The sequence below is a fragment of the Paenibacillus sp. BK033 genome (assembly GCF_004345425.1).
Lineage (GTDB): Bacteria > Bacillota > Bacilli > Paenibacillales > Paenibacillaceae > Pristimantibacillus.
The window spans coordinates 57,874-83,327 of the sequence record NZ_SLVP01000011.1; the positions used below are offsets into that span (position 1 = coordinate 57,874).

Here is a 25,454-nt window from a genome sequence, read left to right on the forward strand (position 1 = left end):
ATTCAATCGAGCATATACTTTATTTCAGTAAAAAGGAGCTATAACATGTTTTCGCCTATCCGAGTGCTTTTCCACAAATATTGGCTGCGCAGAGATCGCTTTTTATTAAACTCGGATTCCTACCCTTTATGGACGATATTCGCTGTTGAGAGAGGGATATTTATATATCGAATCGGTGAATTTAAAGGCGAAGCGACTACCGGGGATTTAGTGATATGTCCTCCAAACACCACCTTTGAGAGAAAGATCATAGACGATTTGACCTTTCATTTCATTCAAATTGCTCCGTTCGAGGGAGATCAGAGCATGCTGGATCACTCCCATCCATTTATAAACGAAGCAAAATTAAGCGTCCCTCCCCATAACCGTGAACGGATGAGGAGCACCTTTCAACTCATGGAGCGCGCAGCCAGACTAAATTTTGATCAGGCGAACCTGGCGGTCCAGCAGCATCTGATCAATGATCTATGGCTTCTTGCCTCGAACTGGGATATCGATATTGAAAACGGGCTTCGCTCTCGTAAAGCCGTTCTGGATAAAACAATGAAAACAGCCAAAGAAGCCCTGTTGCAAAAAGCATTCGACAATATTCCTATCAGCCAATTGGCGGCGGAGCTAGGCTTGACCTCCGTTCAGCTCACTCGCCGTTTTCGCGCCGCTTTTGGGATAACGCCTATCGAGTACGTCACGCAGGCTCGTATGGAGAAAGCGTGCAAACTGTTGGAGGAAACGTCGCTTACTTTGGACCAAATCGCTCCTGTCTGCGGTTATGAAAACGGATTTTATTTAAGCAGAACCTTCCACTCTAAAATAGGGGTAACTCCATCCGAATATCGATCGTCGCATCGAGTATAAGTAACCCCGCTTTACAACCGGATTCGATACGATCATCAGCTTACGCTAACTTGGTTTGGTCAAAGAAATAACCCCCATTGATCTGGGGGTTATTTCTTGCGGCGTTTTGCAGTGATTATTTAAAAAATTCGATTCAATTCAACGCCTCATCGTCTGTTACGCTTCTTTGTCCGCTTGCCACCGCAGGGGCAAGCAGAATTTCGGGCACATGCTCCCCGGCCGCCACCATTCGCTTCAGCAGCCGGTTCCTCATTGCGTTAGCTACGCCTGCATGAGATTCATAACCAATCAGGTTTGTTAACTCGTACGGATCGGACTGCAAGTCATATAAATACGCCTCCTCATACCGATCCGAATGCGAGTCGGTATACGGATTTTTATCCCTTGCAACAACACCGTATTTCCAGCGTCTTGTCCGAACCGCTCTTCCTACCTCGGACTCGCTGATCTGAATAAATACTTCTTCCGGCCAAGCGGTATGATTTCCGTTGATCAAAGGCTTAATGGAACGGCCTTGCATATGCTCCGGCACCGGAATACCCGCGGCATCCAGCAGCGTTGGCGGCAAATCGACCAGGCTGACCAGCTCCTGCACCTGATGTCCCCCCATAAAGCCTGGTCCCGTAATGAGAGTAGGCACGCGAATCGAAGCATCGTGGACTGACCGCTTGTATTCGCCGTTCCGAGTCTTGAAGTGGCAGCCATGATCCGCCGTAAACAGGACAATGGTCTTTTCCCTAAGACCAAGCGACTTTAACGCATCCATCAGCCTGCCGAACGCTTCGTCCAGACGCTTCACCATTCCGTAGTAGCCCGGCAGGTGATAAGGCGCGCTGCCGCCAAGCGCAGCCAAGTCAGGCGGCGTCCATGCGCCCGTGTACTGCTCGCGGTAGCCGTCCGGCGCCGGGTAATTATCCTCGTGGTTCTGATGATGCGGCTCCAAATAGGACAGGAATAGGAAGAACGGATTATCCTGATGATCGTCGATATAGCGGATAGCGGCATCCGTAATCGCATCTACCCTGTAACCCGGCAGCTTGACCGCATTGTTGCCGTTATCGTACATAACGGCGTTATAAGCATCGGATGAGAACTCGAGCACGTTAGCGGCAAGCCAGTAGTCGTAGCCGCCTCGATAACGCTCGCTTACCGGCTCTTCCGGCGCCAAATGCCATTTTCCTATATATCCCGTATCGTAGCCCGACGCTTTGAATGATTTTGCGATCGTCGGCGCATCCTCCGGCATATGAATTCCGTTCACGAAGCAGCCGGTTTTTGTTGCGTATTGCCCCATTTGCAGGCAGGATCTTGCCGGACCGCATACCGGTTGGCAGGTGAAGGAATGCGTAAGATGCGTGCCCAGCAGTGCCTCACGGTCAAAGTTTGGCATAAGCCTCATCGGATTGCCATGCAGGCCGGACGTATCCCAGCGCTGCTGGTCGGTGAAAAAAACGATAACGTTAGGTTGTTTGGACATGAATGAGCCCCCCCTTATTCTTTTACTCCGCCTGCCGTCAGCCCTTCGACCATATACCGCTGCAGGAACAGGAAGCCGATCAAGAGCGGTACCGTAGCCGTTACAGCTGCCGCTGTGGCTCCGGACCAGTTGTACGAGAATTCGCCTAGGAACGTTAGCGACAGACCCGGACTAAGCGTCCTTTTGTCCAAATCGGTCACTAGCGTAAGCCCGAACAGGAAATCGTCCCAGGCAATCAGGAATGTATAGATGGCGATCGCCATGATTCCCGGCTTCGACAACGGCACGATAACTCCGAACAGAATACGGAATCTGCCTGCTCCATCGATTTCAGCCGCTTCCTCCAGCTCCCGCGAAATCCCGTTAAAGAAGGTGCGCATCAGCATGACGCTGAACGGCAGCGCCGTTGACGTAGCGGCAAGCACAAGCACAAAAAGCGTATTCAGCAGATGCATCTTCTGGTATTGCGAATACAAGCCGATAACTAGCGTGACCGTCGGGAACATCTGCGCCGACAGAAGCAGCAGCGTAATGAGGCTGCTCCCCTTGAACCGGAATCGGGACAGCGCGTACCCGGAGAGAATCGATACGAGAATACACAGGATCGTAGCCCCTAATGCTACAAGCAAGGTGTTTTTATAGAAAGTAAGGAACAGATCAGAGCTCAAGATGTCGGCATAGCTGCTGAAATCAAGGTGAACGGGCAGCCATTTGGGAGGCAGCTTCATCAAATCGCTGTTATTTTGAATAGAGGTGACGAGCATCCAGTAGACGGGAAACAAAAATAAGATAAGCAAAATGCCAAGCAAAATATAGGTTAAGCCTTCTTTTCGAAAGAGAAACGATTGGATGGTTTTCATAAGGACCGCGCTCCTAATGGTCTGTATTTCGGTTCATGAAGCGTGTAAACAAGATGGAGAAGACAAACAGCAAGAGCAGCCAGATCACGCCGATTGCGGAGCCTTTCGCAAGCTCGTACTTCGAGAATGCCGTCTCATAGGTCAAAATGGCTAGCGACGTCGTCGATCCTGCAGGCCCTCCGCCTGTCAGCGTGAAAAACAGGGTGAACATCTGAAAGTTGTTTACGATCATGATCAGCGTAACGCTGGCAATGACTGGCTTGAGCAGCGGGAGCGTGACGTTATAGAACAGTCTCCAGCCGCTGGCTCCGTCGATCTTGGCAGCCTCGTACAAGCTGGCCGAAATATTTTGCAATCCCGCAAGCAGCATGACGCATACAAGCGGAGTCTGCCTAAACACCGCCACAACCGTAATCGCCGGCAAGGCCCAGTCCATGCTTTGCAGCCAGCTTACGTTCTCTTTCATCAAACCAAGCCTGGTCGCAATATAATTGAGCACTCCGTAATCCGGCTGATAGATCCACAAGAAAATCAGCGCGGTTACGATGGTGGGAATAGCCCAAGGGATCATAATGACGCTGCGCAGGAAACGGCGCATCCGGATATTCCGGTTAAGTAATACCGCTAATAATAAACCAAGCAATAAATCAATGATGACGGTGGCCGCTACGTAGGTAACGGTAATTCTAAGCGAATGATAGAAATCGGACGAGCCCAGAAGCTCTTTGTAGTTCGCGAAATTGTTCCATTCGTGAACTTGATTCATTAGGGAGTAATCGGTGAAGCTCAATGAGATGGCACTAACGAGCGGTGATATGATCGTAAGCACCATAATGATAACGACGGGCAGCAGCAGAATCGCGGCGAAGCAGATATTTTTTTGCGCTCTGCTTAATTGAAATGGCATTGGTATTCCCTCCATCCGGTCTAGACAAATTCGATAATGAAGGGGCAGCTTTCGCGGCCGCCCCCATTGCAACCATGGTGATTATTGACCGTACAGCTCTTTGATCTTCGGCATCACGACAGACATGGCTTCCTCGACGCTCTTATTGCCGTCGGTCGTCAAGACGATCATATCGGAAGATGTCTTCATGGCGTTATCGAATTTCGGATTGGAAGCCGGCAGCGGAGAAGCGGTTTTCATTTGCTCGTTGAACACTTTCGCATAATCGTCCTCGTTCATTTCCGGAAGCGAGGAAACTGATTTAAGCGAAGACATAACGCCGTTTGTCTGATGATAAATAAGCATCGCGTCCTTCGATACCAGGTACTCTACAAGCTTCGCTGCAGCTTCCTTGTGCTTGCTGCCTTCCGTAATAAGCAGCTGATGCTCGGTAAATACCGTTTCGCTCCTGCCGGTTACGCCTGCCGGAATGGTTGCTACGCCCCACTCTTTATCAAAGGCTTCGCCCTTGCCGCTCATTTGGCGGAAGTTCGTCCGGCCGAAGTCCCCGTCGATCAGCATGCCCAGCGTGCCGTTTGCGAACATGCCGCGAAGCGTCTTCATGTCCGAGCCTTTAGGTGAAATTTTGTTATTCACGATGTCCTTCATGTAACTAAGCGCATTCTTAAGCGCATCGCCCTGATCCCATACGATCTTGCCGCCGGCGTCGCTGAATTGGCCGTCGTAAACAAGCGTGCTTCTCAGAAGCATGTTGCCCGTATAAGAATCGGTTGCCCCGGATTCGCCGATGCCATAAATGGGGTTGCCGCTGTCATCCTTGCCAAGCGCCGCGATTTTCTTCGCGTCCTCAATCATTTCGTCCCATGTTGCCGGCGGCTTCTCCGGATCAAGTCCGGCTTTCTGGAATAGCGTCTTGTTCCAGAACAAAGCGTTTGGATGCGGCGCCCAAGGCATCGCCATCACTTTGCCGTCATACGTAACCCCGGATTTACTGCCATCAACGATATCGTTGATCAGATCCGCGCCTACTAGATCTTGCATGGGAGCAGCGATTTTAGCGCCGACAAACGCGGCGGTGAAATTCTGGTTCGCCATGGTCACGTCCGGCGGATTGCCGCCCGAGGAATTGACGAGCACCTGATCCTTGAATTGGGCGAACGGAATGCCTAGCGATTTGACCTTAATGTCCGGGTTTTTCGCTTCGAAATCGGCAATCAGCTTGTTGTACGCATCCTTCGTCGCCTCCTCCACCGAAATCCAGTTGGCAAACGTAATTTCCACCTGTTCCTTCTTGGGAGCGTTTGTTGCATCACCGGCTGCTCCGGCATTCGTACCGGTATTGCTTCCCGCATTGTTCCCATTTGATCCGCATGCCGCCAGCATAGCCATAAGGCTGACAGCGGAGAGGCCTAAAGCAAGTTTTTTGATTTTCATGGGGCGACCACCTCTTAGTTTTTTATAAGGGACAGGTCATCTGTCTTGTTCTCAGTATAAAATCATCCTTTCTTCGGCAATTTTCTTTTCTTCGGGTCATTTGGCGCTATTTTCGTTTCTTGTATTCCACGGGGGTCATCCCCGTCATCTTCTTGAATACTTTCGTAAAGTAGCTGGCGTTCGGATAACCGACTTGCTCAGCCAGCGTTCCCATGCGGTTTTCTCCCGCTGCCATCAATTCCTTGGCTCTCTCGATTCGGATTTGCGTCAAATAATCGTTAATGCTTAAGCTTGTCTCCTTTTTGAATAATTCGCAGAGATAGGTTTTATTCAAATGGACGTATTCGGCAATTTGCTGCAGGGATATATCGTTAGGGTAATAAAGCTCCAGAAAGCGAAGGGCGCTGCGTACCGGTTCGCTGTAAGGCGGGCGCAGCCGGGCAACCTCTCCGAGCAAGCCGGAGACCGTGCGAAGCAGCCAGTCCTTCGTCTCCTCATAGGTTTTCAGTATGCCAAGCTGCTCATGCAAAGACTCCGAACGGTAACGGTCCAGCTGGTCCGTCGTCTGCTCGATCTTCCGCACGGTATGCAGGACGGCAAATATCAGCTCCAGGCAAAACGCTTTGAAATGGCTTTCCGGGAGAGCCTTCAGCCGATTATCTTCGGCCATAAACACGGTCAAAGCCTGAATAGCGCTCTTGTAAGCGCCCATCTCGATATGGCCGGATATTTCGCCGGCCACGTTCTGCATATTTTTTCGAATATCGCTTGTCAGCACTGGCATGGTATCGGAGGCCCACACGATGTTACGCTTTCCGTAAAAGCGTCTCTGCCGCAGCGCATCCAGCGCCTCTTTCAGCTGGCGGGGAAGAGCGCTTAAATCATAATGGGGCTCGCTTATACCGACCGAAGCCGATACATGCAGGTAGTCCCGCAGGTTGTCCGACAGCCGGAAGGCATCGCGAATCGCTTTCTCCCGGACGGTTTTTCCGCCGAAACCCTCCGCGTTGCACAGGATAACAAACAGATTCTCCTGGTAGGCGAAAGCGCAGCCCGTTCCGGTCTCTTTCGCTATCGTCTCGTCCAAAATATTAAGAATCGCTTTCTCCAGCAATCCCGGGTCAGCGATTTTTGGCGCGGCAGTCTCGGAACGGTCGTCCAGACTGACGGCCATCAGCATCACGTGCTTATCGGCAAGCTTGGTCCGGTACAAGTCCATGGTGCGGCGAAAATCGCGCCGCGCCGCTTGGTCGCCGCGAAGCAGATTATTGAAATAGCTGGCCCTCATCGCATATTGATTCTCGTTCAGCCTGCTCTTCAACTGATGGACCTCGTTTGTCCGTTGCTTCTCCGCGTCCATGCGGCTCTTAGCCTTATTGACGGTTTCGCGAAGCGACTCGGAGGTGACTTCCGCTTTAAGGATATAATCGTCCGCTCCTAATTTTAGAGCTTCTGATGCGTATTTGAATTCGTCGTAAGAGCTCAGAATCAATGTCCGCACGGGGATATTCTCCTCCTTTAGGCTCCTGATCAGCTCCAATCCGTCCATGATCGGCATCCGGATATCCGTTATGACAAGCTCTACCGGGTGCACCCTGCAAAATTCGAGCGCCTCCGCCCCGTTGCCGCATGTGCCCAGCACCTGCAGCTCCAGTCCCGTTTTCGCAAGCAATGCCTCCATCCATCGGCGGATTTGCGCTTCATCGTCAACAATTAATACCTTCATGGCGTCTCCTCCGATCTGTCGGCTGCCGGCAAATGCAGCACTACTTCCATCCCGCCCGACCGACGCGAAATAATGCGCATGCCGGCATCCTTGCCGTAATGCAGCAGCAGCCGGTCCCGAATATTGCGAAGCCCCTTGCCCGAGCTTTCGCCAAGGACCGTTTCCGTCACATCCGCATCCTTTTCCCCGAATGCACGGTTTTTAAATCCGACTCCATCATCCTGAATCTGAAATATAATGGCGCCGTCCTCAGACCGGTAGCCCCGTATCAAGATGGTTCCCGGCTCTAATTTGGGTTCGATGCCGTGAAAAATGGCGTTTTCCACAATCGGCTGCAGCAGGAATTTCAGCATTTTCTCATGAACGATTTGCTCGTCGATGTTGAACAGGACGCGAAGATGATCAGCCTGGCGGGCTTGCTGGATCTTAACGTAGTTGCTTAGATTGTCCACTTCTTCCGCCACCGGAATATACTCGCCTTCTTCGGACAGGGTCCGCTTCAGCAGCTTAACGAGGGCCACGATGACCGAATCGACTTTTTCCGGCTTATCGATCATGAGCATAGAGCGGATAGAGGCAAGGGTGTTATACAGAAAATGCGTATTAATCTGCGACTGCAAAGCCCTGATCTCCGTCTTTCGCTTCATCTCTTCCTCCACGCGGACCCGGTCTCTCAGCCGTTCGATCCGGGCAACCATGCTGTTAAACTTGCGGGCGAGCTCCCCGATCTCGTCCCTGCGGTCAATGGCCGAGCGCTCGCTTAAATCGCCCATTTCAACGATCTTCATGCTTCGGGCAAGCCGCTGGATCGGCACGGACAGCCTGCGGGCGATAAAATACGATACGATGATGGATACGGCCACTATCAGAATCAGAATGACAAGCGTCAGCCTTTCCAGCTTGGTAATGTCGGCATAGAGCGATTGAATAGGCGTATAAGAGATAATTTTCCAGCCTGTTTTGCCGACGGAATTGTACGTCATCAGCATATCCTGCCCGCTGAGACGCGCTGTAAAGTTACCGCTGTCCGCCGACAGGCTTGTGTTCCCTTGTACATAATCATGAAAACTGCGGCCAATCTGGTTCTTGTCGGGAGCCGAGAGGATGATGCCGTCCTGATCGACAAGCAGCGCCTGTTCATCCCGTTGCAGCCTGTCGCGGTATTGATCGTACAAGAAGCTTTCGCCAACGCTGATGAACACCAAGCCCAGCATCTCGCCGGATTCGAAATCCTTCAGCTCGCGGATCGCCGATACATAGTAATCATCATCCACGGTGGACTTCAGCTTGCTCGATGGATTGGTTACCCAGACGATATTTCCGTTTGCCGCTAGGACATCGTTGTACCAGGGCTCGCTTTCGACCGAATGGATGCCGATTTTCTTCCCTTCATAGAGCGTGTGGAGCTCAAAGCCGTTTATCCCGAATATCGATGTATTGTAGTCCAGCCAGGTATAGGCGTATTTGTAATTAATCATCGTTTTAACGAAGAAGCTGCGTTTGGTGCTCTCCTCGTAGCCGCCGATTCCGCTTGGCGTCTTGAGCAAATCGGTCAGGCTGCTGTTGGAGAAATACAACGTGGAGATGGACGACAAGTCCGAAGCCATAATATTGAGCTTGTCCGCGATGAGACCAAGTCTCGCGAGACTTCCGGAAATCGCGCGCTCGCGTATCGTCTGTTTCGATATGGACAGGGAGGCATAACTGAACAAGCTGAGCGGAAAGAGAATAAAGCATAAAAAAGAAAGCACGATTTTCCGCTGTACGCTGCTTCTGCTGTTGAACAGGTTGGTCAGCATCATTACACCTCTTTTTATCGCTTCCTTATTTGGGGTTGCCTACGGAGGAATGCACTTGTAAAAGCTCAACAATCCAATAACTTCCGCAAAATTATATTAGCGAATTATTTTTATCTATTATGTTCATTAATTCGGCTTTTTTAGCAATTTCATAAGGACTTGCAAAGATGAAAAACCACTTTTCCCTTTGTATTGAAAATCAAAAAAATACACTTGTCGAATTTTGGCTAGGAATACCGGCGATTGCACGATAAAGATAGTTTAAATTAGAACAAGAACTAATCAATGAACACATTTTTAGAAGTGTTGATCGCTTTTGGGGCGATGACAACCAACTTTCGGCTCAATCATGGCTGGCCCGTTTAAATCCGAAATGCTTTACGGTAATTAGACGGGGAGACGGCCATTTTCTGCTTGAATATACGGCTGAAATAGTATTCGTTCTCGTAACCGCAGCGGGAAGCGATTGCCGACATCGGCAGGGAAGTTTCCTTGAGCAGTTTTTGCGCTTGCTGCAAACGAAGCTCCGTGACGTAGTCCATCGGATTTTTTCCGAATTGCTTCGTGAACTTTTGCGTGAATTGAGAGGGGCTTAACCGCAGCTCGTCCGCGACCGTTTTCAAGCTGAACTTGCCCAAAGCTTGCTGCCTGATACGCCGCAGGCTCTCATTCATAAGCGGATCGCGGCTGTTGGGCAGCATTTCGGATTCGCCGGACCAATAGGTCAGCCAGATGTCTTTAAACATATGGTTCCTTCTAGCGACCGACAGCGGATCCGGCTTCTCGGAGACCGCTCGGAGCTGCGCTAGCGTGGAATGGAGCCGCGAAGCATCATAAACCTGAAATTTTCCTCTCGGAATCCGGCTGAACGCTTCTTTCTCCTCCTCGGCCGAATTCAACCAATCGAAAATGAAGAAGTGGAAGGATAGCGGCGTCAATACTTTCCGGTAAATATTCGTTAGGCGAGGAAAAAGAACTAATTCGCCGGCTGCGGCCGTCCCCTTCGTTCCGTCAAATTCAAATTCGAAGCTGCCATCCTCGACAATAAATAACACCCATTCTTCATAACGGGAATGCTCTAGCAAGAAGCGATCGGCATGATCCTTGAAGAAATGATGATGAACCTGCGCGGCGAGCTCCCACGGCTCTATCATAACAATCACCACACTCATAAATTTTGTATAAGAAATCTTATAATATTGTGTATTTCAAGAAAAAAATAAATTCATATAATTAAATATTGTATAAGTCATCTTGCAAGTCAATCAAAAATCAACTGTAGGAGGTATGTATGATCGTGAATCAGATGGATCTTACAGCGTATGCAAAGCAATTTGAACAGGACGGTTATTTACTGTTACGGGACGTTTTGCCGCAGGAGCGAGTGGAGCGTATAAACCGGGCGGTGGATGAGCTGCTGGCTAAGGAGCCTGACGCGCTGGCCTATAACCTGTATAACAGTGTCGAACGTCATGACGAGATTGCCGCGCTGATGGATGAGCCCTCGATACTCCCTCTAATCGTTCGATTGCTCGGCCACAATATTCAGCTGCATATCTCGCACTTAACGATCCGCAAACCGAATCCCTTGGATTTGGATACGGCGACGCAGAGCTTTATTAATTGGCATCAGGACGGACCTCACCCGCAGTTCCCTTCTTTAGGCGGAGTGACCGGGCTCTATTACGTGAAGGCTTGCTATATTCTAAGCGATATGTCGGAGCCTGACCGGGGCAACACAAAAGTAGTGCCGGGATCTCACAACCGGCCTTATCAGCCGGAGTTTCCGGATACCAGACAAAAGCTTGAGGGGGAAGTTCAGATTTGCGGCAAGCCGGGAGATGTTTTTATTTTCGCCCAGAACCTGTGGCATTCGGCTGCGCCTAACCATTCCCCGTATACAAGACGCCAGCTCTTCATGGGTTACAGCCCTATCTGGATGCGTCCGATCGATTATCATACGGCTTCTCCGCGTTTGCTTGAGAAGGCGACGCCGTATCAAAAACAGCTGCTTGGCGTTATTGATTCGAACCCCTTTAAATATTACGTGCCAGACATCTCCATGCTTCCTTTAAGCGAGTTAGTCCAGCGAAAAGGATAATATCTTTTCATAAGCTTGGACATATTTAGGAGGATAATATGAAATCTATTCAACAAGAGTTTGACGTTGTCGTTTGCGGCGGAGGTCTCGCTGGTTTTTGCGCCGCTGTGGCATCGGCAAGAAGCGGCGCTAAAACCTGCCTTATTCAAGACAGGCCTGTTTTTGGAGGCAACAGCTCCTCTGAAATACGAGTAACGCCGCACGGTGCTGCCAACTTTCATGCTTACGGAAGAGAAACGGGTATTATTTCGGAGCTTCTTATTGAAGAACGTGCCGTCAATCACGAGAAAATCCGCGAAAACGGTTGGACGAACAGCGTATGGGATATGGTGATGTACGACATGGCGGTAAAAACGCCAAATCTAAGCTTCCATTTGAATACGTCCGTAAACAGCGTTCAAGTGAAGGACGGTAAACTCGCTTCCATTAAGGCAACGATTGCTAACGCGGAAACCGAGCTTGAAATCACCGGACATATCTTCATCGACTGTACGGGCGACGGGGTAGTCGCTGACATGGCAGGCTGCGAATGGCGTTGGGGCTCCGAAGGGCGGGATGAGTTCAACGAGCCTCATGCTCCTCTCGCTGCCAGTTCCGATACGATGGGTAACTCCATCCATTTCCGCGCCAAAGACATGGGACGTCCGGTACCTTTCAAAGCACCTGACTGGGCTGTCCATCACGAGGATGCCGACTTCTTTTACAAGCAGGGACGCACATTCTACGATACCGAATCCGGTTATTGGTGGATTGAAATCGGCGTTCCTTACAACACGGTGTATGATAACGAAAACATTCGCCACGAGCTGACCCGACATACCCTCGGCATATGGGATTGGATGAAAAAACGCGATCCGCTGCTAAAAGAAAAAACGGCAAACCTTGCCCTTGATTGGATTGGTCAAGTGCCGGGCAAGCGGGAAAGCCGCCGTATTATCGGCCGCTACTTCATGAACGAGCACGACATTCAGAATCGTACCGTATTCGAGGACGAAATCGCCTATGGCGGTTGGTTCGTCGATCTTCACACCCCTGGAGGCCTTCTGGCTCCGACAGCGGAGCCTGCTAGTGCCGAAGGTTATAACGAAACTAGCGAATATGCGCAAAAAAGCTACTGCGGGCCTTACGGTATTCCATTCCGCATCATGGTCAGCAAAGATATCAGCAACTTGATGATGGCTGGTCGTAATGTGAGCGTTACCCACGCGGCTCTAGGAACTGTCCGCGTTATGTCAACTACGGCTCTGATGGGGCAAGCCGCAGGCACAGGCGCCGCTTATGCGTTGAAAAACCGGTTGGACCTGTCCGACATGTCTGGCGAGCATATCGTGAATTTGCAGCAAACGCTCCTTCGCGATGGATGCTTCCTTCCTAACTACAAGAATGAAGATGCGATGGATCTTGCCAAGCAAGCCGTGATCAGCGCCAGCAGTACGGCATCCATACATGGCGTCGGACCGGACAGCCGCGATTTCACATTCGGATTCCGTTCCAAAGCTGAACAGGAAGCCAGAAAGAAAAAGGCTGAACCGCTTACCTTCAAACGCGGTCAATGGATTGCAATCGAGAAAGGCAGCATTGAGACGATCTCTGTCTGCTTGAGCAATAACTCGGATCGTCCCCAGCAGATAGCAGCTAAAATAATTCCGGTAGATCACATTTGGGACTATCGCACGGACACGGGAGCCGTTTACGCCGAAACGACTTTGACCGTTCCCGTTGGAAAATACGTTTGGGTGGAATGGCCGCTGAATTGGTTCGATCCTACTGTTGGCAGCCGTTTCATTCAGCTTCAGCTGGGCGTTAATCCGTTGGTAGAGTGGCATTCCGCTAATACAATCCTGCCAGGTCATGTTTCTGCTTACGATATGGGCAATGGAAAAATGCGCCGTTATCTAAATGACGGAGGCACGCTCAGTTACCGCATTGCGCCGGCTCAACAGTGTTATGGCGCAGCCAACGTCACAAGCGGGGTAACCCGCCCGCAACAATACACGAATATGTGGATGTCCGATCCAACTCACCCGCTGGAGCAATACGTGCAGCTGCAATGGGAACAACCGCAATCCATTCGGGAAATTCATGCGACTTTCCCCGGGCACTTGCTTCAGGAATATCACCGCTATGAGCCGTTTTACCGGGATCCACAATGTCCTAAGAACTATACGATTGAGGCGTATACGGATGGTCAATGGATGACAATCATTAGCGTTGAAGGGAACTACCAGCGTCTCGTAAAGCATACATTGGATCAGGCCATTCAGACCGATCGCATTCGCTTGACGGTTTCTGCCACGAACGGAGATCAGTCAGCGGCTGTTTATGAAATCCGTTGTTATAGTTAAAAAGTAGAATGTAGACAAACCTATTGATCCTTTTCAAAAAGGCATAGGTTTGTCTTTTCTTTTTTCAAAATAAAAATGGAGGACGGCCATTTAAGGCCCCTCCATTTTTTTTGAACAAAATTACTAGTCCTTTTTCCGAGTCAACTCAACGATCTTTAATAGAAGCGTGAGCAAGGCAATAATCTCCAGGAAGCTCATGCTATCTCCTCCGATCCTGATACGATGACTCTTCATCCGGACCTCCCTCTCCCATGAGGAGTATTCTGTTCCAATTAGCTATTCGGGCTTATCTGATCTTAGAATAGCCCTTACGTCCCGATGCACGACGAAAGCGCAGCTTATAACGACTGCCTGTTTAACGATTGCGGAATTCCGTGTACTAACTAGCAAAAGCCAAAAAGGAGAGATGTACCATGTCCCGTAATTCGACAGCTAGACGCATTGAAGGAAAAGTAGCCCTCATTACCGGTGCCGGTTCCGGTATCGGACGGGCAGCCGCGATCCGGTTCGCGGAAGAAGGAGCGAATCTCGTGCTTCTAGACCGCAATCGGCAGACGCTTGCCGTTGTCTGCCGCGAGGCCGAAGCGTTTGGAGCCAAATCCATCGCCGTCGAAGCCGATATTTCCGACGACCATTCCATGGCGGAAGCTTACGAAAAGGCGATCTCCGCTTTTGGGCAGCTGGATATCGTTTTTGCCAACGCAGGCATTAACGGCACCATATCCCCCATCGAGCACATGAGCAAGGAGGAATGGGAGGCTACGATCAACGTCAATCTGACCGGGACGTTCCTGACCGTCAAGCACGCGGTCCCGCTTCTGAAGGAAAAAGGCGGCAGCATCATTATAACGAGCTCCATCAACGGCAATCGCGTGTTCTCGAATTTCGGCTTCAGCGCCTACAGCAGCTCGAAGGCCGGCCAGACCGCTTTTACGCGTATGGCAGCTCTGGAGCTGGCGGAATACGGGATCCGCGTCAATGCCATTTGTCCGGGGGCCATCTCGACAAACATTGATCAATCCACCAAGCCCAAGCCGGAGCTCGAGGAAATTCGGATCCCGGTTGAATTCCCGGAAGGCGGCCAGCCGCTTGAGGATGGGCCCGGGCAGCCCGCGCAGGTTGCGAATCTCGTGCTGTTTCTCGCTTCCGACGAAGCAAGTCACATTACGGGGACTTCGGTCTATATCGACGGGGCAGAATCGCTGCTGCGCGGCTAAACCAGGTTGAATGGAGCTATAGAGAAAAGGAGATGACCCGTTTTGCAAAGAGAAAGCATCTATCATTCCCCCAGCCACAGATGGTCGTATGCCTACGATCCGGAAACGTTCCATCTGCGCATCAAAACCAAACGTAACGATGTCGAGCGGGTTGTCGCCATTGCGGGAGATAAATATGACTGGGACCATCATTGCCAGGAAGTCGAAATGGATCTCATCGCGGCGGATGGCCTTCATGATTATTGGGAGGCCGTTATCCGGCCTGAATTCAAACGATTCAGCTATGGCTTCCGGCTTCATAGCGGAGAGGAAACGATCTGGCTGACCGAGGACGGCTTCTCGGAGGAGGAGCCTGCGCCCGCAGGCGGTTATTTCGAAGCGCATTACATTCATCCCATCGATCTGTTTGAAGCTCCGGAATGGGCCAAGGAAGCGGTCTTTTATCAGATCCTGCCCGATCGCTTCGAGAACGGGGACACGACGAACGACCCGGAAGGTACAATCCCTTGGGGAGAACAGCCGGAAGGCGAATCCTTTTTCGGAGGGGATCTGCAGGGAATTATAAACCGCATCGGGCATTTGAACGAGCTGGGCGTTAACGCCGTTTATTTGACTCCTGTTTTCCGTTCGCCTTCCAATCATAAATACGATACCACCGATTACCGGCAGGTGGATCCTCACTTTGGGGACAAGGAGCTCCTGAAGAAGCTTGTTCAGGTTTGTCACGACCATGGCATTCGCGTGGTGCTGGACGCCGTGTTTAACCATGCGAGCGAACAGTTTCCGCCTTTCCAGGATGTGCTGGAGAAGGGAGAGCGTTCGGAATACAAAGACTGGTTTCATCTGAACGGCTTCCCCGTTGAGGTTCGGGACGGCATACCGAACTATGATACCTTCGGCTTCTACGGCAATATGCCAAAGCTGAATACGGCCAATCCGGATGTGAAAAGGTATCTGATCGAAACCGCCGTGAACTGGATGAAAGAAACGGAAATCGACGGGTGGCGGCTGGATGTGGCGAACGAAATCGACCATCACTTCTGGCGTGATTTCCGCGCAGCCATTAAGGAAGCTAATAAGGAAGCTTTTATTATCGGGGAAGTATGGAGCGATTCGCTGCGCTGGCTCCTCGGCGACCAGTTCGATTCCGTCATGAACTATCCGTTTACGGAGCTGGTGCTTAGCTTTTTCGCCGACCGTTCCATCTCGCCGGCCCGATTCGCGGAAAACATGAACCGGCTGCTCATGCGGTATCCGCAGCAGACGAACGAGACCTTGTTCAACCTGCTGTCGAGCCACGATATTCCGCGCGTTATGACGCGTTGCGGCGGTGATGCGAGCCGGGTTAAGCAAGCCGTTGTTTATATGATGACCTCCATGGGTCTGCCCTGCGTCTATTACGGCGATGAATTTGGCATGGAGGGCGGAGAGGATCCGGATTGCCGCAGATGCATGGCGTGGAACGAAGAAGATCAGAATCGGGAGCTGTTTGATTTCTACAAACTGCTCATCTCGCTTAGGAAGGAGCGTGCCGCCCTTCGCAGCGGCCGTTTCCGCGTTCTATTAGCCGATGAAGACAGCGGCTCGCTTATTTACGAGCGGCTGGACGGCAAGGAGCATTTTACGATTTGGATGAACCGGTCGGACGAGCCGGCCGAGCTGTCTCATCCGATGAACGAGGGCGGATGGCGCGATGCCTTAACCGATGAGCCGATCGACAACCCTGACGGCAAGCTTGTTATCGGGCTCGAGCCTAACGGCTACCGGATTGTTTGGCGTAAAATCGAATAAATGCAAAGGGGTGCCGGATTCATCCGGCACCCCTTTTTAGTCATGGCAAAAGCGCTTCATACAGCTCCTTATATTGCTGCGCCGAACGGCTCCAGCTGTAATCGCCCCGCAAAGCGCGGGTCAGCAGCTTTTCGCGAATCTCCTGGTCCCTCCAGAGCCCTAAGGCCCTTCGCACCGTATAGAGCATGTCCCAGCTGTTATAGGGGGCGAAAGAAAAGCCGTTACCCTCCCCGGTGTATTCATTATAGCTGTGCACCGTATCGCGCAAGCCACCAGTCTCGCGGACAATCGGCAGGCTGCCGTAACGCAAAGCAAGCAGCTGGCTGATTCCGCAAGGCTCGAATTGCGACGGCATGAGAAACAAATCCGAGCCGGCATAGATCCGGCGGGCGAGACCGTCGTCAAAGCCAATGTAGGAGACGACCCTTCCTTTGTGACGCAACTCGGCTTCGCGGAACAGATGCTCCATATGCGGATCGCCCGTTCCAAGCAGGGCAAGCTGGACGTTCTCGCTGTTCATCAGCTCGTCCAGCTGCTCCAGCACCAGCGGAAGCCCCTTCTGGTCCGTCAGCCGGCCCACCATGCCGATAAGCGGAACTTCAACATCCTCGCGCAGGCCAAGCTCCCACTGGAGAGCGGTTTTGCAGACCAGCTTGGCCTCCGGGGAATCCGCCGAATAACGGGCCTGCAGCTGCGAATCGGATGCCGGATTGTACAAAACGTCGTCAATTCCGTTTACGATGCCAACCAGGCTGTCCCCCCGGCTTCGTAGCGTGCCTTCCATGCCGCAGCCGTATTCCGGCGTCGTAATCTCCCAAGCGTATGACGGGCTTACGGTCGTAACCCGGTCGGACAGCTGAATGCCGGCCTTCATAAAACTGACCGCTCCGTAAAACTCCACATGGTCATACGTCAAATAATGCGGCGGCAGACCAAACAAATCGCCCAATGCATGAGGCGGATAATTGCCCTGGTATTGCAGGTTATGAATGGTGAATACGGTCTTAATGCCCGCGTATTCCCGGCGCCAGCTGTAGTGATGGCGCAGCAGCGCCGGGATCATCCCGGTGTGCCAGTCATGGCCGTGGATGAGATCCGGCCAGTATCCGATTGCGGGAAGAGCCTCCAGCGCGGCCCGGCAAAGGAAGGCGAAGCGCTCCCCGTCGTCGTCATGCCCGTAAGCGGAGCCTCTTTTGAAATACTGCTCATTGTCGAGAAAATAATAAATAATGCCGTCATGCTCCAGCTCTCTAATTCCGCAATACGCATACCGCCAGCCGACCGATACCCGAATCTCCGCAATGGTCTTCATCCGCGAGCGGTAACGCTCCGGAATGGAGGTATAAAGCGGCAGCATGACGCGCGCTTCCGCTCCTAACGGTTTAAGTGCGGCCGGCAGCGCGCCAAGCACATCGCCGAGCCCGCCAGTCTTCAGAAACGGGGCGCATTCCGCCCCCACGAACAATACCTTCAAGCTCCATCTCCCCTTTGGCTCTCGACTCTTATACCTTTGCAATCCGTTCCCTCTGCCGGCTTCTGCGCTTGCTGCCCGGTACCGGGAGAGCAAGCTCCTTATGCATGGTTTGCGGCTCCTGCTCCATGCGCACGGCGGCCCGCGATTCCTTCTCGCGCTTCAATACGACGACCGAAAGCGGCGGAAGCGGAAGCTCGATGCTATGCTTGCGCCCATGCCAGACAATCGGCTCCGAGCGGACGACCGTTCCTTCGGCGGCGGCAAGCTCCATGAATGCGGAGCCGCCGTAAGCGGCGCTGTCGCTGTTCAGCAATATTTTATAGCCGCCTTGGCTCGGAACGCCTATCCGGTACCGCGCATGGGCATGCGAATGAAAGTTGCAGAGGATGATCAGCGACTCCCCGTTTGCCCTGCCTTTTCGCCTGTATACGATGACGCTTTGCCCCTCATCCTGAAAATCGATCCACTCGAAGCCTTTCGGCGAGGAATCCAGCTGCCACAATGAACGCTGCTCTATATACAAACGGTTTAATGTGCGGACAAAATCCTGCAGCTTGCGGTGCTGCTCATACTCGAGGAGCAGCCAGTCCAGCTCCGCCTCGTCGCGCCATTCGATAAACTGGCCGAATTCGCCGCCCATAAACAACAGCTTCTTCCCCGGGTGGGTCATCATGTAACCAAGCAGCAGCCGCAGACCCGAGAACTTCTCCTCGTAGCTGCCCGGCATTTTATCCAGCAGGGACTTCTTCCCGTGCACCACCTCATCATGGGACAGCGGCAGCGTATATCTCTCGTCGAAGGCATACCAGATCGGGAACGTCAGCAGGCCATGATGTTTGCCTCTTTCTTCGGGCGGATGCGCAAAATACTTCAGCGTATCGTTCATCCAGCCCATATTCCATTTATGGGTAAAGCCAAGCCCGCCTTGCTCCGGAGGAACCGTTACGCCCGGATAAGCATGCGACTCCTCCGCCATCATAAGCGCATGAGGAAAATGCGCCCTCACCACCGTATTGAGCTTCCGCAAAAAGGCTGCCGCCTCCAAGTCCTCCTTGCCGCCATGCCGGTTGGGCCGCCAACGCCCGTCCGGACGATCGAAGTTACGGAGCAGCATGCTTGTAATCGCGTCTACCCGAAAACCGTCGATATGGTAAACGTCCAGCCAGAACAACGCGTTCGAGATCAGGAATCCGCATACCTCCGGCTTCTCGTAATCAAAGGCAAGGGTTCCCCACTGCTCCTTCTCGGCAATCAGCGGATCCGCATTCTCGAATAGCGGGCTGCCGTCAAAAAGACGCAGTCCATGCGCATCCTTCGCGAAATGCCCGGGTACCCAATCCAAAATAACGCCAAGCCCCAGGCTGTGGCACCGGTCTACGAAAGCCATCAGCTGCTGCGGTTCCCCGTACCGGCTTGTAGCGGCAAAATAGCCCGTGCCCTGGTATCCCCAGGAACGGTCGTACGGATGCTCGGCCAAGGGCATCAGCTCGATATGGGTGTATCCCATCTCCGCCGCATAGGCGGGCAGCTCCTCCGCCAGCTCTTCATACGTATACAGCCGGCCATCCTGATGCTGCCGCCATGTACCGGCATGCACCTCGTAAATATTTAACGGCTGGCCAAACAGCGGCTTGCGTCCGCGAAGCCAGCTCTTATCCTGCCATTCATAACCTTCCAATGAACAGATGACCGAGGCTGTGCGGGGCCTCACTTCAGCCTTGAACGCATACGGATCGGCCTTCAGCTGTCTGCCTCCCGCTTTCGTCTCTATATCGTATTTATACAAATCTCCATCGCCAAAGCCCTCGATAAACCCGCTCCATATTCCGGAATCCCCGATTCTCTCCAGCTCATAGCCGGCTTCCCTGAACCCGTCCCAGCTATTTCGGTCCGAAGCGACGGCAAGACGATTTGCGTTTGGTGCCCATACCGTGAACCGAACGCCGCTGCGCCCTTTTTCCACCGTTAAGTGCGCGCCCATCTTCCGATAGCTGTTCAGCCATGTTCCTTCGTGAAATTGATAAATATCGTCTGCGCTTAGCTTGATGCTTCGTTTCAATATTTCCAACCTCCTAAAAAGAATTGACGCATGCTTCTGGCGGCAATTCTTGCTTCGTAAGGATTTGCTCAAAGAATTGACGCATGCTTCTGGCGGCAATTCTTGCTTCGTAAGCCAAAAAACACATTCCAGAAAGTTTAATACCCGCTAATAGCTTTATAGAAACAGCTGTTTCAAAGACGGAAGTTCCGGTGTAAGCAGATGTTACAAGGACACTTTCGATTATACCATCCTAATACGAGAAAGCTTGGAGGAATATAGAATGAAACAGATGAATTGTATGGCGATGTTATTGGCAGGCGGCGAAGGCAAACGGCTTGCACCACTTACAACGGCGCTGGCCAAGCCTGTTGTCCCCTTCGGGGATCAGTACCGGATGATTGATTTCCCGCTTAGCAATTGCATGAATTCGGGTATTCGGCGGATTGGCGTGCTGACCCAATTTTGCGCGGACACCGTTCACCGTCATATCGGAGGAGGAGAGGCATGGCTGAACGGCGTTCAGCCCAAGCATCTGGGCGAGATTGCGCTCTTGCCCGCTTCCGCTGCATCTCCGAACGGATGTTATACAGGGACAGCTGATGCCATCTATCGCAATCTAAGCTATATCGAGCAGCATGATCCGGAGCATGTTCTCATTCTCTCCGGCGACCATATCTATCAAATGGATTACCGGCCGATGCTGGAGGCGCATGTCAAAAGCGGAGCTGCCGCTACCATTGCGGTAAAGCGCGTCCCTTGGCATGAAGCAAGCCGCTTTGGCATTTTGAACACGAACGAGGATTACAGCGTAGTTGAATTCGAGGAGAAGCCTTCCCCTCCAAGGAGCAACCTGGCATCCATGGGCATTTATATGTTCCGTACCGACAAGCTGAAGGAGGTGCTGCTGAAAGACGCCGGCAATCCTGCTTCCAGCCATGACTTCGGCAAAGATATTATTCCTATGCTGCTGCAGGACGGTGCGAGCCTGACGGCTTATCCTTACGAAGGCTACTGGCGGGATGTCGGCACGGTCGACAGCTTGTGGGAAGCGCATATGGAGCTGATCGACGGCACGCTGCGCCTTTCCGAGCCGCATTGGCCTCTCTATGGCAGCAGCCAAAAGCGCCCAAGCTCATTGCGTCCTCATCTCCGAAACCGGTCCGTGCAGCGGGACAGCATTGTTCATGACAATTGCCGGATGGAAGGTATTGCGCAGCGATCCGTTATCAGCGACGGTACCGATGTTGGCAAAGGCAGCCTTATATACGAGAGCATCATTATGCCGGGTGCACGGATCGGTCGCAATGTCCGTATTCATAAGGCGATTATCGGGGAAAACGCCGTTATCGAGGACGGAGCGGTTATCGGTGCCCCTCAGGCGGAGCAAGTCGCCGTCGTTGGCCCGGGCGAACGGGTTGCCTCCGGACGCAAGACCGCCGCTTCCTCAAGCCGCGAGACTTTTGCCGCTTTGTTGGCCGGGCGCGAGCTATACAAAGATAATGCCCTTAGTTATTAATCCGAAGGATGTACAGCAACAAAAAGACCTTGGGAACGAAAATCCAATCCCCAAGGTCTTTTTGCTGTACGAAGGCTTATTGCCCTGCTGCCCACTCCGCTTCGCGTTTCGCGGCAGCGGCAAGCTGCTTCTTGTATACCGTTCCGGATAGCAGCACGCTTATCTCATAAAGAATGATGAGAGGGATCGCAACCAAGCTGTCGGATACGAAATCCGGCGGTGTCACGACTACCCCTATTAAGATCATTAAGAAATAGGCAATCCGTCTCATCTTGCGGAGCCTTACCGGATTAAGAATCCGGATTGCGGTCAGAAACATAATAACCAAGGGCAGCTCGAACAAGAGTGAAATCGGTATCAAAATATTAAACATAAAGGAAAAATATTGCGTAATCCCAATCGTTTCTTCCAGATTAAGATTCGCCGAAATTTTTCGCGTGAAATGAAAGGCCAGCGGGAACACGACAAAATACGAGAACGCCAGTCCCACCAGGAACATGATAAGCGCAAACGGTATGTATTTAATCGTTGCCCGTTGTTCGTTTGGCTTAAGCGCGGGCTTCACGAAAGCCCAGAGCTGATAGGCGGTGAACGGAATAGCCAGCAATAGGGCGATAACAAAGGCAAATTTCATATAAATGCCGATGCCGTCCCACAAGGAGAACGCGTGCAGCTGCAAGCCTTTGGCCGGCTCCTGCTCCATGAGGAAGTTATAGGCCGGTTCAGCAATAACGAGTCCGATAATAAGGCCTGCAACGATGACGATCAGCGTATAAATAATCCGCTTCCGCAGCTCCCCAAGATGTTCAAACAGCGGCATCAAGCCCTCTTCGCGAATTCGGGCCCGGTCAAAGCTCTGTCCGGAAGCATTGTTTTGTGATGTACTCATCTTTTTAGCCCCCTTTCAGCAAAAAAGCGGGCCCGGTTAGTCCGGAAGCCGCTTATTATCCACTTCGATATTTTCCGTACGGTTCACTTCAACCCGTTTGTTATCCTTCTCATCGTCCATAATATCTCTTGCGCCCGCTTTAAACTCCTTCAGCGTGCGTCCAAATGCGCGTCCCAGCTCAGGCAGCTTGTTTGGTCCAAACAGCAGCAAAGCGACAATTGCAAGCAAAATAAATCCTGTTGCGCCAATTCCCGACATCCTCGATCTTCCTCCTCATCGTTATACGCTTATGTACTACACTAACCGTTGTTCAAACCGCCATATCCCATACGGACAATGTCTTCTCTCACGATAGTCTGACCAGCTAATATACGAGGCAGCAGTACATCGAAGGAAGTATACGGATCATGCATGACGCAGCCCGGCAATCCCAATATCGGCACGCCGTTCAAATAACCCATAAGCAGCATCGAGCCCGGCAGCATCGGCGTGCCGTAGCTGACAATATCCGCCCCGGACGCTTTAATCGCGCCTGGTGTCCGGTCATCAGGATCAACCGACATTCCGCCGGTCACTAGTATCATATCATAACGTTGCTCTAGCAAATAGTGTATTTCCTTGACAATTATTTGTCGGTCGTCCGGAGCGAAACGCTGCTCGGCCACTTCCGAGCCAAACGCTTCCAGCTTGGAACGGACGGCCGGACCAAACTTATCCTGAATACGGCCGGAAAACACTTCTCCGCCGGTCGTCAGAAGTCCCGCGCGCAGCTTGCGGAAAGGAATAACCCGAAGAGGGGCCTCTCCTTGATTGGCGGCTGTATATTCCGCTGCCAGTCTTTCCACCTCTCGAACCTTTGCTTTAGGCACGGTAAGAGGAATCGCTCTGGTCGCAGCGAGAGCCCGCCCTTCCTGTACGACGCTATTGGTCTTCACGGTCGCCAAGGCGATCTCTCCGAGCTCATTAATCGCTTCCACAAGAGACTGGTCTACTACCGCAAGACCTTGCGCGGAGGCCTTCAAGCTGACTTTGCCTTCATGAGGATCGGACAGTGCAATTCCTTCTCCGGCAAGCGCCTTCGCCATCCGCATGGCGGCGTCATCCTCATGAAGCTCGCTCTCGCCCAGCTCCATAATATAAATATGCTCCTTGCCGATGTCCAGCAGGCTTGGAATATCCGCTTCCGTGATGACATGGCCTTTCTTGAACAACCGTCCTTTGAACTGTCCGGGAATGATCTGCGTAAGATCATGAGCAAGCCTGAGGCCTACCGCATCCCGAACCGGAACTTCCTTCAGTATCGTTTCCGTTCCGCTCATTCGTGATCACCGTGAGTTCCGGAAATAATCTCAAGTGCATGGGGCAGCTGGTCCATAATGGCCATCAAGCTCTCGTGCACGCCTTTTGGACTGCCCGGCAGGTTGATAATAAGGGATTGTCCGCGAATACCGCATACTCCGCGGGACAGCATAGCCCGTCGGGTCTTTTGCAGCGCTCCAATCCGCATTGCTTCCGCAATACCCGGCACAAGACGGTCAACCACCTTAAGAGTTGCCTCCGGAGTGACATCCCTTGGGGCGAGCCCCGTTCCGCCAGTCGTTAACACCAGATCCGCCTGATAATATTCCGTCATCTCAATAATTGCCGCGATAATCTCGTCCTGCTCGTCAGGCACGATCCGGTAATCGACAATCTCTCCGCCCAATTCCTCTTCTACCAGCTCGCGGATCACCTGTGCGCTTGTATCTTCGCGTTCCCCGCGCGAGCCTTTGTCACTTGCCGTCAATATCGCTACTTTCCACCGCATCTATTATTCCTCCCATCCCTTATCCGTTCATGGGTTGTCAAATTCGATAGTCTCCGTTTTTGCCCCCGGTCTTCTCAAGCAGGTACGTGGGACCGATGACCATATCCTTCTGCAGCGCCTTGCACATATCATACACGGTAAGCGCGGCGGCAGAAACAGCTGTTAAAGCTTCCATCTCCACGCCTGTCTTACCGGTTGTCTTGACCGTGGCTTCAATGTACAGCTCATCTTGTCCGTTATCCCCGAAGGTAACGTTTACGCCTGTAAGAGGAAGCGGATGGCACATCGGAATCCAATCCGATGTTTTCTTCGCGGCCATAATCGCAGCTACCTGCGACACGGCCAGCACATCCCCTTTGCCGATGCTGCCTTCCTTAATGCGGGCCAGCGTACCCGGGTTCATCTTCACCTGCGTACGCGCGGTTGCCGTTCTCGCCGTTACTTCCTTATCGCTGACGTCAACCATCCGCGCCCGGCCTTGCTCGTTAAAATGCGTTAATTCCATTAACCGTCACCCCAAACTCTTGCTGAAAGCTCCGTTACAATTCCGTCCATTCGCCTGTCATGGGCCTGCATTGGAATATCGTCTACCAGCTGATCCTCGAACGCGATGCCAAGCCAAGCCACATCCGCCCGTTCACGACCCAGTCGCTCCGCATAACGGTCGTAATATCCGCCACCGTAGCCGAGACGCCCGCCTTTTCGGTCAAAAGCGATTCCCGGCGCAGCGACGAGTCCGGGAACATAGGAATCCGGCAGAGCCGGACACCTATCCGGGTCAGGCTCCAGAATGCCGTAGGCTCCCGCCTTAAGACTGCTCCAACTGTCAAGTTTATGCAAAGTCATTGACCGGTTCGCCGGATCACATTTCGGAACAATAACCTCCGCTCCTGTCTTCCAGCCCCACTCAATCAACGAACGGGTATTCAGTTCGGAACGGAATGGCACATAACACATAAAGCTTGTCACTCCATGTTCCGTCATCCAAGCCGCTAAATGCCGGCATGCCGCCTCCGAACGGATGATACGCTCTTCAAGGGGAATCCCGTCACGCAGCATTGTGATTGCCTTTCGCAGCGCCGCTTTATCTAGCGGCATCCCGTTTGACTGTTCATTCATCGCTTCCCGATTCAGCCTTCCCACACATGCTGTTTGTTTAAATGTAGTTTACCATTGTTATGCAACTTTCGCCAATGGCGACTGGTAATATATAAT

The 25,454-nt window shown here is 52.2% G+C and carries 21 protein-coding genes; 6 read left to right on the top strand and 15 right to left on the bottom strand.

All coding sequences use genetic code 11. The features are described from left to right. Window positions 1-45: 45 nt before the first annotated feature. Entirely contained in the window at window positions 46-855 is an 810-nt protein-coding gene (locus EV294_RS26070; protein ID WP_132312234.1) for an AraC family transcriptional regulator, read from the top strand. A gap of 133 nt (window positions 856-988) precedes the next feature. On the opposite strand, the gene EV294_RS26075 is transcribed toward EV294_RS26070, so the two are convergent. The 7 genes from EV294_RS26075 to EV294_RS26105 form a co-directional block, all read right to left on the bottom strand. Further along, window positions 989-2,332: a sulfatase family protein gene (locus EV294_RS26075; RefSeq protein WP_132312236.1), complete on the bottom strand. Its 1,344-nt coding sequence runs from the start codon at window positions 2,330-2,332 to the stop codon at window positions 989-991. 14 nt (window positions 2,333-2,346) lie between these two features. Then, window positions 2,347-3,192, bottom strand: coding sequence for a carbohydrate ABC transporter permease (locus EV294_RS26080; protein ID WP_132312238.1), 846 nt, complete (start codon window positions 3,190-3,192; stop codon window positions 2,347-2,349). A 13-nt stretch (window positions 3,193-3,205) separates the two neighbouring features. Beyond that, a complete protein-coding gene (locus EV294_RS26085; protein ID WP_165930812.1) occupies window positions 3,206-4,099 on the bottom strand; it encodes a carbohydrate ABC transporter permease in 894 nt (297 codons plus the stop codon). Between the two features lie 81 nt (window positions 4,100-4,180). Continuing rightward, complete coding sequence (locus EV294_RS26090; RefSeq protein ID WP_132312242.1) at window positions 4,181-5,533, bottom strand: ABC transporter substrate-binding protein; 1,353 nt, start codon at window positions 5,531-5,533, stop codon at window positions 4,181-4,183. Between the two features lie 106 nt (window positions 5,534-5,639). Continuing rightward, window positions 5,640-7,259 (bottom strand): response regulator transcription factor, encoded by a 1,620-nt coding sequence (locus tag EV294_RS26095; protein WP_132312244.1) that lies wholly within the window; start codon window positions 7,257-7,259, stop codon window positions 5,640-5,642. Next, window positions 7,256-9,061: a sensor histidine kinase gene (locus tag EV294_RS26100; protein ID WP_132312246.1), complete on the bottom strand. Its 1,806-nt coding sequence runs from the start codon at window positions 9,059-9,061 to the stop codon at window positions 7,256-7,258. The genes EV294_RS26095 and EV294_RS26100 overlap by 4 nt, the downstream gene beginning before the upstream one ends. Before the next feature lie 359 nt (window positions 9,062-9,420). Then, complete coding sequence (locus EV294_RS26105; protein WP_165930813.1) at window positions 9,421-10,212, bottom strand: AraC family transcriptional regulator; 792 nt, start codon at window positions 10,210-10,212, stop codon at window positions 9,421-9,423. A gap of 137 nt (window positions 10,213-10,349) precedes the next feature. Here EV294_RS26105 and EV294_RS26110 point away from each other — a divergent pair, with 137 nt between their 5' ends. The 4 genes from EV294_RS26110 (at window position 10,350) to EV294_RS26125 (ending at window position 16,512) form a co-directional block, all read left to right on the top strand. Further along, window positions 10,350-11,159: a phytanoyl-CoA dioxygenase family protein gene (locus EV294_RS26110; RefSeq protein ID WP_132312250.1), complete on the top strand. Its 810-nt coding sequence runs from the start codon at window positions 10,350-10,352 to the stop codon at window positions 11,157-11,159. Window positions 11,160-11,197: 38 nt separating this feature from the next. After that, a complete protein-coding gene (locus tag EV294_RS26115) occupies window positions 11,198-13,504 on the top strand; it encodes an FAD-dependent oxidoreductase (RefSeq protein WP_132312252.1) in 2,307 nt (768 codons plus the stop codon). A 413-nt stretch (window positions 13,505-13,917) separates the two neighbouring features. Continuing rightward, window positions 13,918-14,721 (top strand): SDR family oxidoreductase, encoded by an 804-nt coding sequence (locus EV294_RS26120; RefSeq protein ID WP_132312254.1) that lies wholly within the window; start codon window positions 13,918-13,920, stop codon window positions 14,719-14,721. 42 nt (window positions 14,722-14,763) lie between these two features. Next, entirely contained in the window at window positions 14,764-16,512 is a 1,749-nt protein-coding gene (locus EV294_RS26125) for an alpha-glycosidase (RefSeq protein ID WP_132312256.1), read from the top strand. Window positions 16,513-16,552: 40 nt separating this feature from the next. Here the strand turns inward: EV294_RS26125 and glgA are convergent, their stop codons facing one another. Both glgA and glgB read right to left on the bottom strand, forming a co-directional pair. Then, window positions 16,553-17,986, bottom strand: a complete 1,434-nt coding sequence (gene glgA, locus EV294_RS26130) for a glycogen synthase GlgA (RefSeq protein WP_132312258.1) — start codon at window positions 17,984-17,986, stop codon at window positions 16,553-16,555. Window positions 17,987-18,014: 28 nt separating this feature from the next. After that, a complete protein-coding gene (gene glgB, locus EV294_RS26135) occupies window positions 18,015-20,045 on the bottom strand; it encodes a 1,4-alpha-glucan branching protein GlgB (RefSeq protein ID WP_132312260.1) in 2,031 nt (676 codons plus the stop codon). 262 nt (window positions 20,046-20,307) lie between these two features. Between glgB and EV294_RS26140 the strand changes: the two genes are divergently transcribed. After that, complete coding sequence (locus EV294_RS26140) at window positions 20,308-21,543, top strand: sugar phosphate nucleotidyltransferase (protein WP_132312262.1); 1,236 nt, start codon at window positions 20,308-20,310, stop codon at window positions 21,541-21,543. Window positions 21,544-21,619: 76 nt separating this feature from the next. On the opposite strand, the gene tatC is transcribed toward EV294_RS26140, so the two are convergent. Genes tatC through EV294_RS26170 form a run of 6 tightly spaced genes read right to left on the bottom strand, consistent with a single transcriptional unit; the run spans window position 21,620 to window position 25,358 of the window. Next, complete coding sequence (gene tatC, locus EV294_RS26145; protein ID WP_243711803.1) at window positions 21,620-22,432, bottom strand: twin-arginine translocase subunit TatC; 813 nt, start codon at window positions 22,430-22,432, stop codon at window positions 21,620-21,622. A gap of 36 nt (window positions 22,433-22,468) precedes the next feature. Further along, a complete protein-coding gene (locus tag EV294_RS26150) occupies window positions 22,469-22,690 on the bottom strand; it encodes a twin-arginine translocase TatA/TatE family subunit (RefSeq protein ID WP_132312264.1) in 222 nt (73 codons plus the stop codon). Between the two features lie 41 nt (window positions 22,691-22,731). Continuing rightward, complete coding sequence (locus EV294_RS26155; protein WP_132312266.1) at window positions 22,732-23,751, bottom strand: molybdopterin-binding protein; 1,020 nt, start codon at window positions 23,749-23,751, stop codon at window positions 22,732-22,734. After that, on the bottom strand, window positions 23,748-24,239 hold the full coding sequence (locus EV294_RS26160) for a MogA/MoaB family molybdenum cofactor biosynthesis protein (protein WP_132312268.1): 492 nt from the start codon (window positions 24,237-24,239) through the stop codon (window positions 23,748-23,750). Before EV294_RS26160 ends, EV294_RS26155 begins: the two co-directional genes overlap by 4 nt. Before the next feature lie 37 nt (window positions 24,240-24,276). After that, a complete protein-coding gene (moaC, locus tag EV294_RS26165) occupies window positions 24,277-24,744 on the bottom strand; it encodes a cyclic pyranopterin monophosphate synthase MoaC (protein ID WP_132312270.1) in 468 nt (155 codons plus the stop codon). Next, window positions 24,744-25,358, bottom strand: a complete 615-nt coding sequence (locus EV294_RS26170; protein WP_132312272.1) for a 5-formyltetrahydrofolate cyclo-ligase — start codon at window positions 25,356-25,358, stop codon at window positions 24,744-24,746. The genes moaC and EV294_RS26170 overlap by 1 nt, the downstream gene beginning before the upstream one ends. Window positions 25,359-25,454 lie beyond the last annotated feature (96 nt).

What these genes read in the sequence shown, in the direction of transcription:
- EV294_RS26070 (WP_132312234.1), top strand. Translation starts at nt 46, where the DNA reads ATGTTTTCGCCTATCCGAGTGCTTTTCCACAAATATTGGCTGCGCAGA.
- EV294_RS26075 (WP_132312236.1), bottom strand. Translation starts at nt 2,332, where the DNA reads ATGTCCAAACAACCTAACGTTATCGTTTTTTTCACCGACCAGCAGCGC.
- EV294_RS26080 (WP_132312238.1), bottom strand. Translation starts at nt 3,192, where the DNA reads ATGAAAACCATCCAATCGTTTCTCTTTCGAAAAGAAGGCTTAACCTAT.
- EV294_RS26085 (WP_165930812.1), bottom strand. Translation starts at nt 4,099, where the DNA reads ATGCCATTTCAATTAAGCAGAGCGCAAAAAAATATCTGCTTCGCCGCG.
- EV294_RS26090 (WP_132312242.1), bottom strand. Translation starts at nt 5,533, where the DNA reads ATGAAAATCAAAAAACTTGCTTTAGGCCTCTCCGCTGTCAGCCTTATG.
- EV294_RS26095 (WP_132312244.1), bottom strand. Translation starts at nt 7,259, where the DNA reads ATGAAGGTATTAATTGTTGACGATGAAGCGCAAATCCGCCGATGGATG.
- EV294_RS26100 (WP_132312246.1), bottom strand. Translation starts at nt 9,061, where the DNA reads ATGATGCTGACCAACCTGTTCAACAGCAGAAGCAGCGTACAGCGGAAA.
- EV294_RS26105 (WP_165930813.1), bottom strand. Translation starts at nt 10,212, where the DNA reads ATGATAGAGCCGTGGGAGCTCGCCGCGCAGGTTCATCATCATTTCTTC.
- EV294_RS26110 (WP_132312250.1), top strand. Translation starts at nt 10,350, where the DNA reads ATGATCGTGAATCAGATGGATCTTACAGCGTATGCAAAGCAATTTGAA.
- EV294_RS26115 (WP_132312252.1), top strand. Translation starts at nt 11,198, where the DNA reads ATGAAATCTATTCAACAAGAGTTTGACGTTGTCGTTTGCGGCGGAGGT.
- EV294_RS26120 (WP_132312254.1), top strand. Translation starts at nt 13,918, where the DNA reads ATGTCCCGTAATTCGACAGCTAGACGCATTGAAGGAAAAGTAGCCCTC.
- EV294_RS26140 (WP_132312262.1), top strand. Translation starts at nt 20,308, where the DNA reads ATGAAACAGATGAATTGTATGGCGATGTTATTGGCAGGCGGCGAAGGC.
- tatC (WP_243711803.1), bottom strand. Translation starts at nt 22,432, where the DNA reads ATGAGTACATCACAAAACAATGCTTCCGGACAGAGCTTTGACCGGGCC.
- EV294_RS26150 (WP_132312264.1), bottom strand. Translation starts at nt 22,690, where the DNA reads ATGTCGGGAATTGGCGCAACAGGATTTATTTTGCTTGCAATTGTCGCT.
- EV294_RS26155 (WP_132312266.1), bottom strand. Translation starts at nt 23,751, where the DNA reads ATGAGCGGAACGGAAACGATACTGAAGGAAGTTCCGGTTCGGGATGCG.
- EV294_RS26160 (WP_132312268.1), bottom strand. Translation starts at nt 24,239, where the DNA reads ATGCGGTGGAAAGTAGCGATATTGACGGCAAGTGACAAAGGCTCGCGC.
- moaC (WP_132312270.1), bottom strand. Translation starts at nt 24,744, where the DNA reads ATGGAATTAACGCATTTTAACGAGCAAGGCCGGGCGCGGATGGTTGAC.
- EV294_RS26170 (WP_132312272.1), bottom strand. Translation starts at nt 25,358, where the DNA reads ATGAATGAACAGTCAAACGGGATGCCGCTAGATAAAGCGGCGCTGCGA.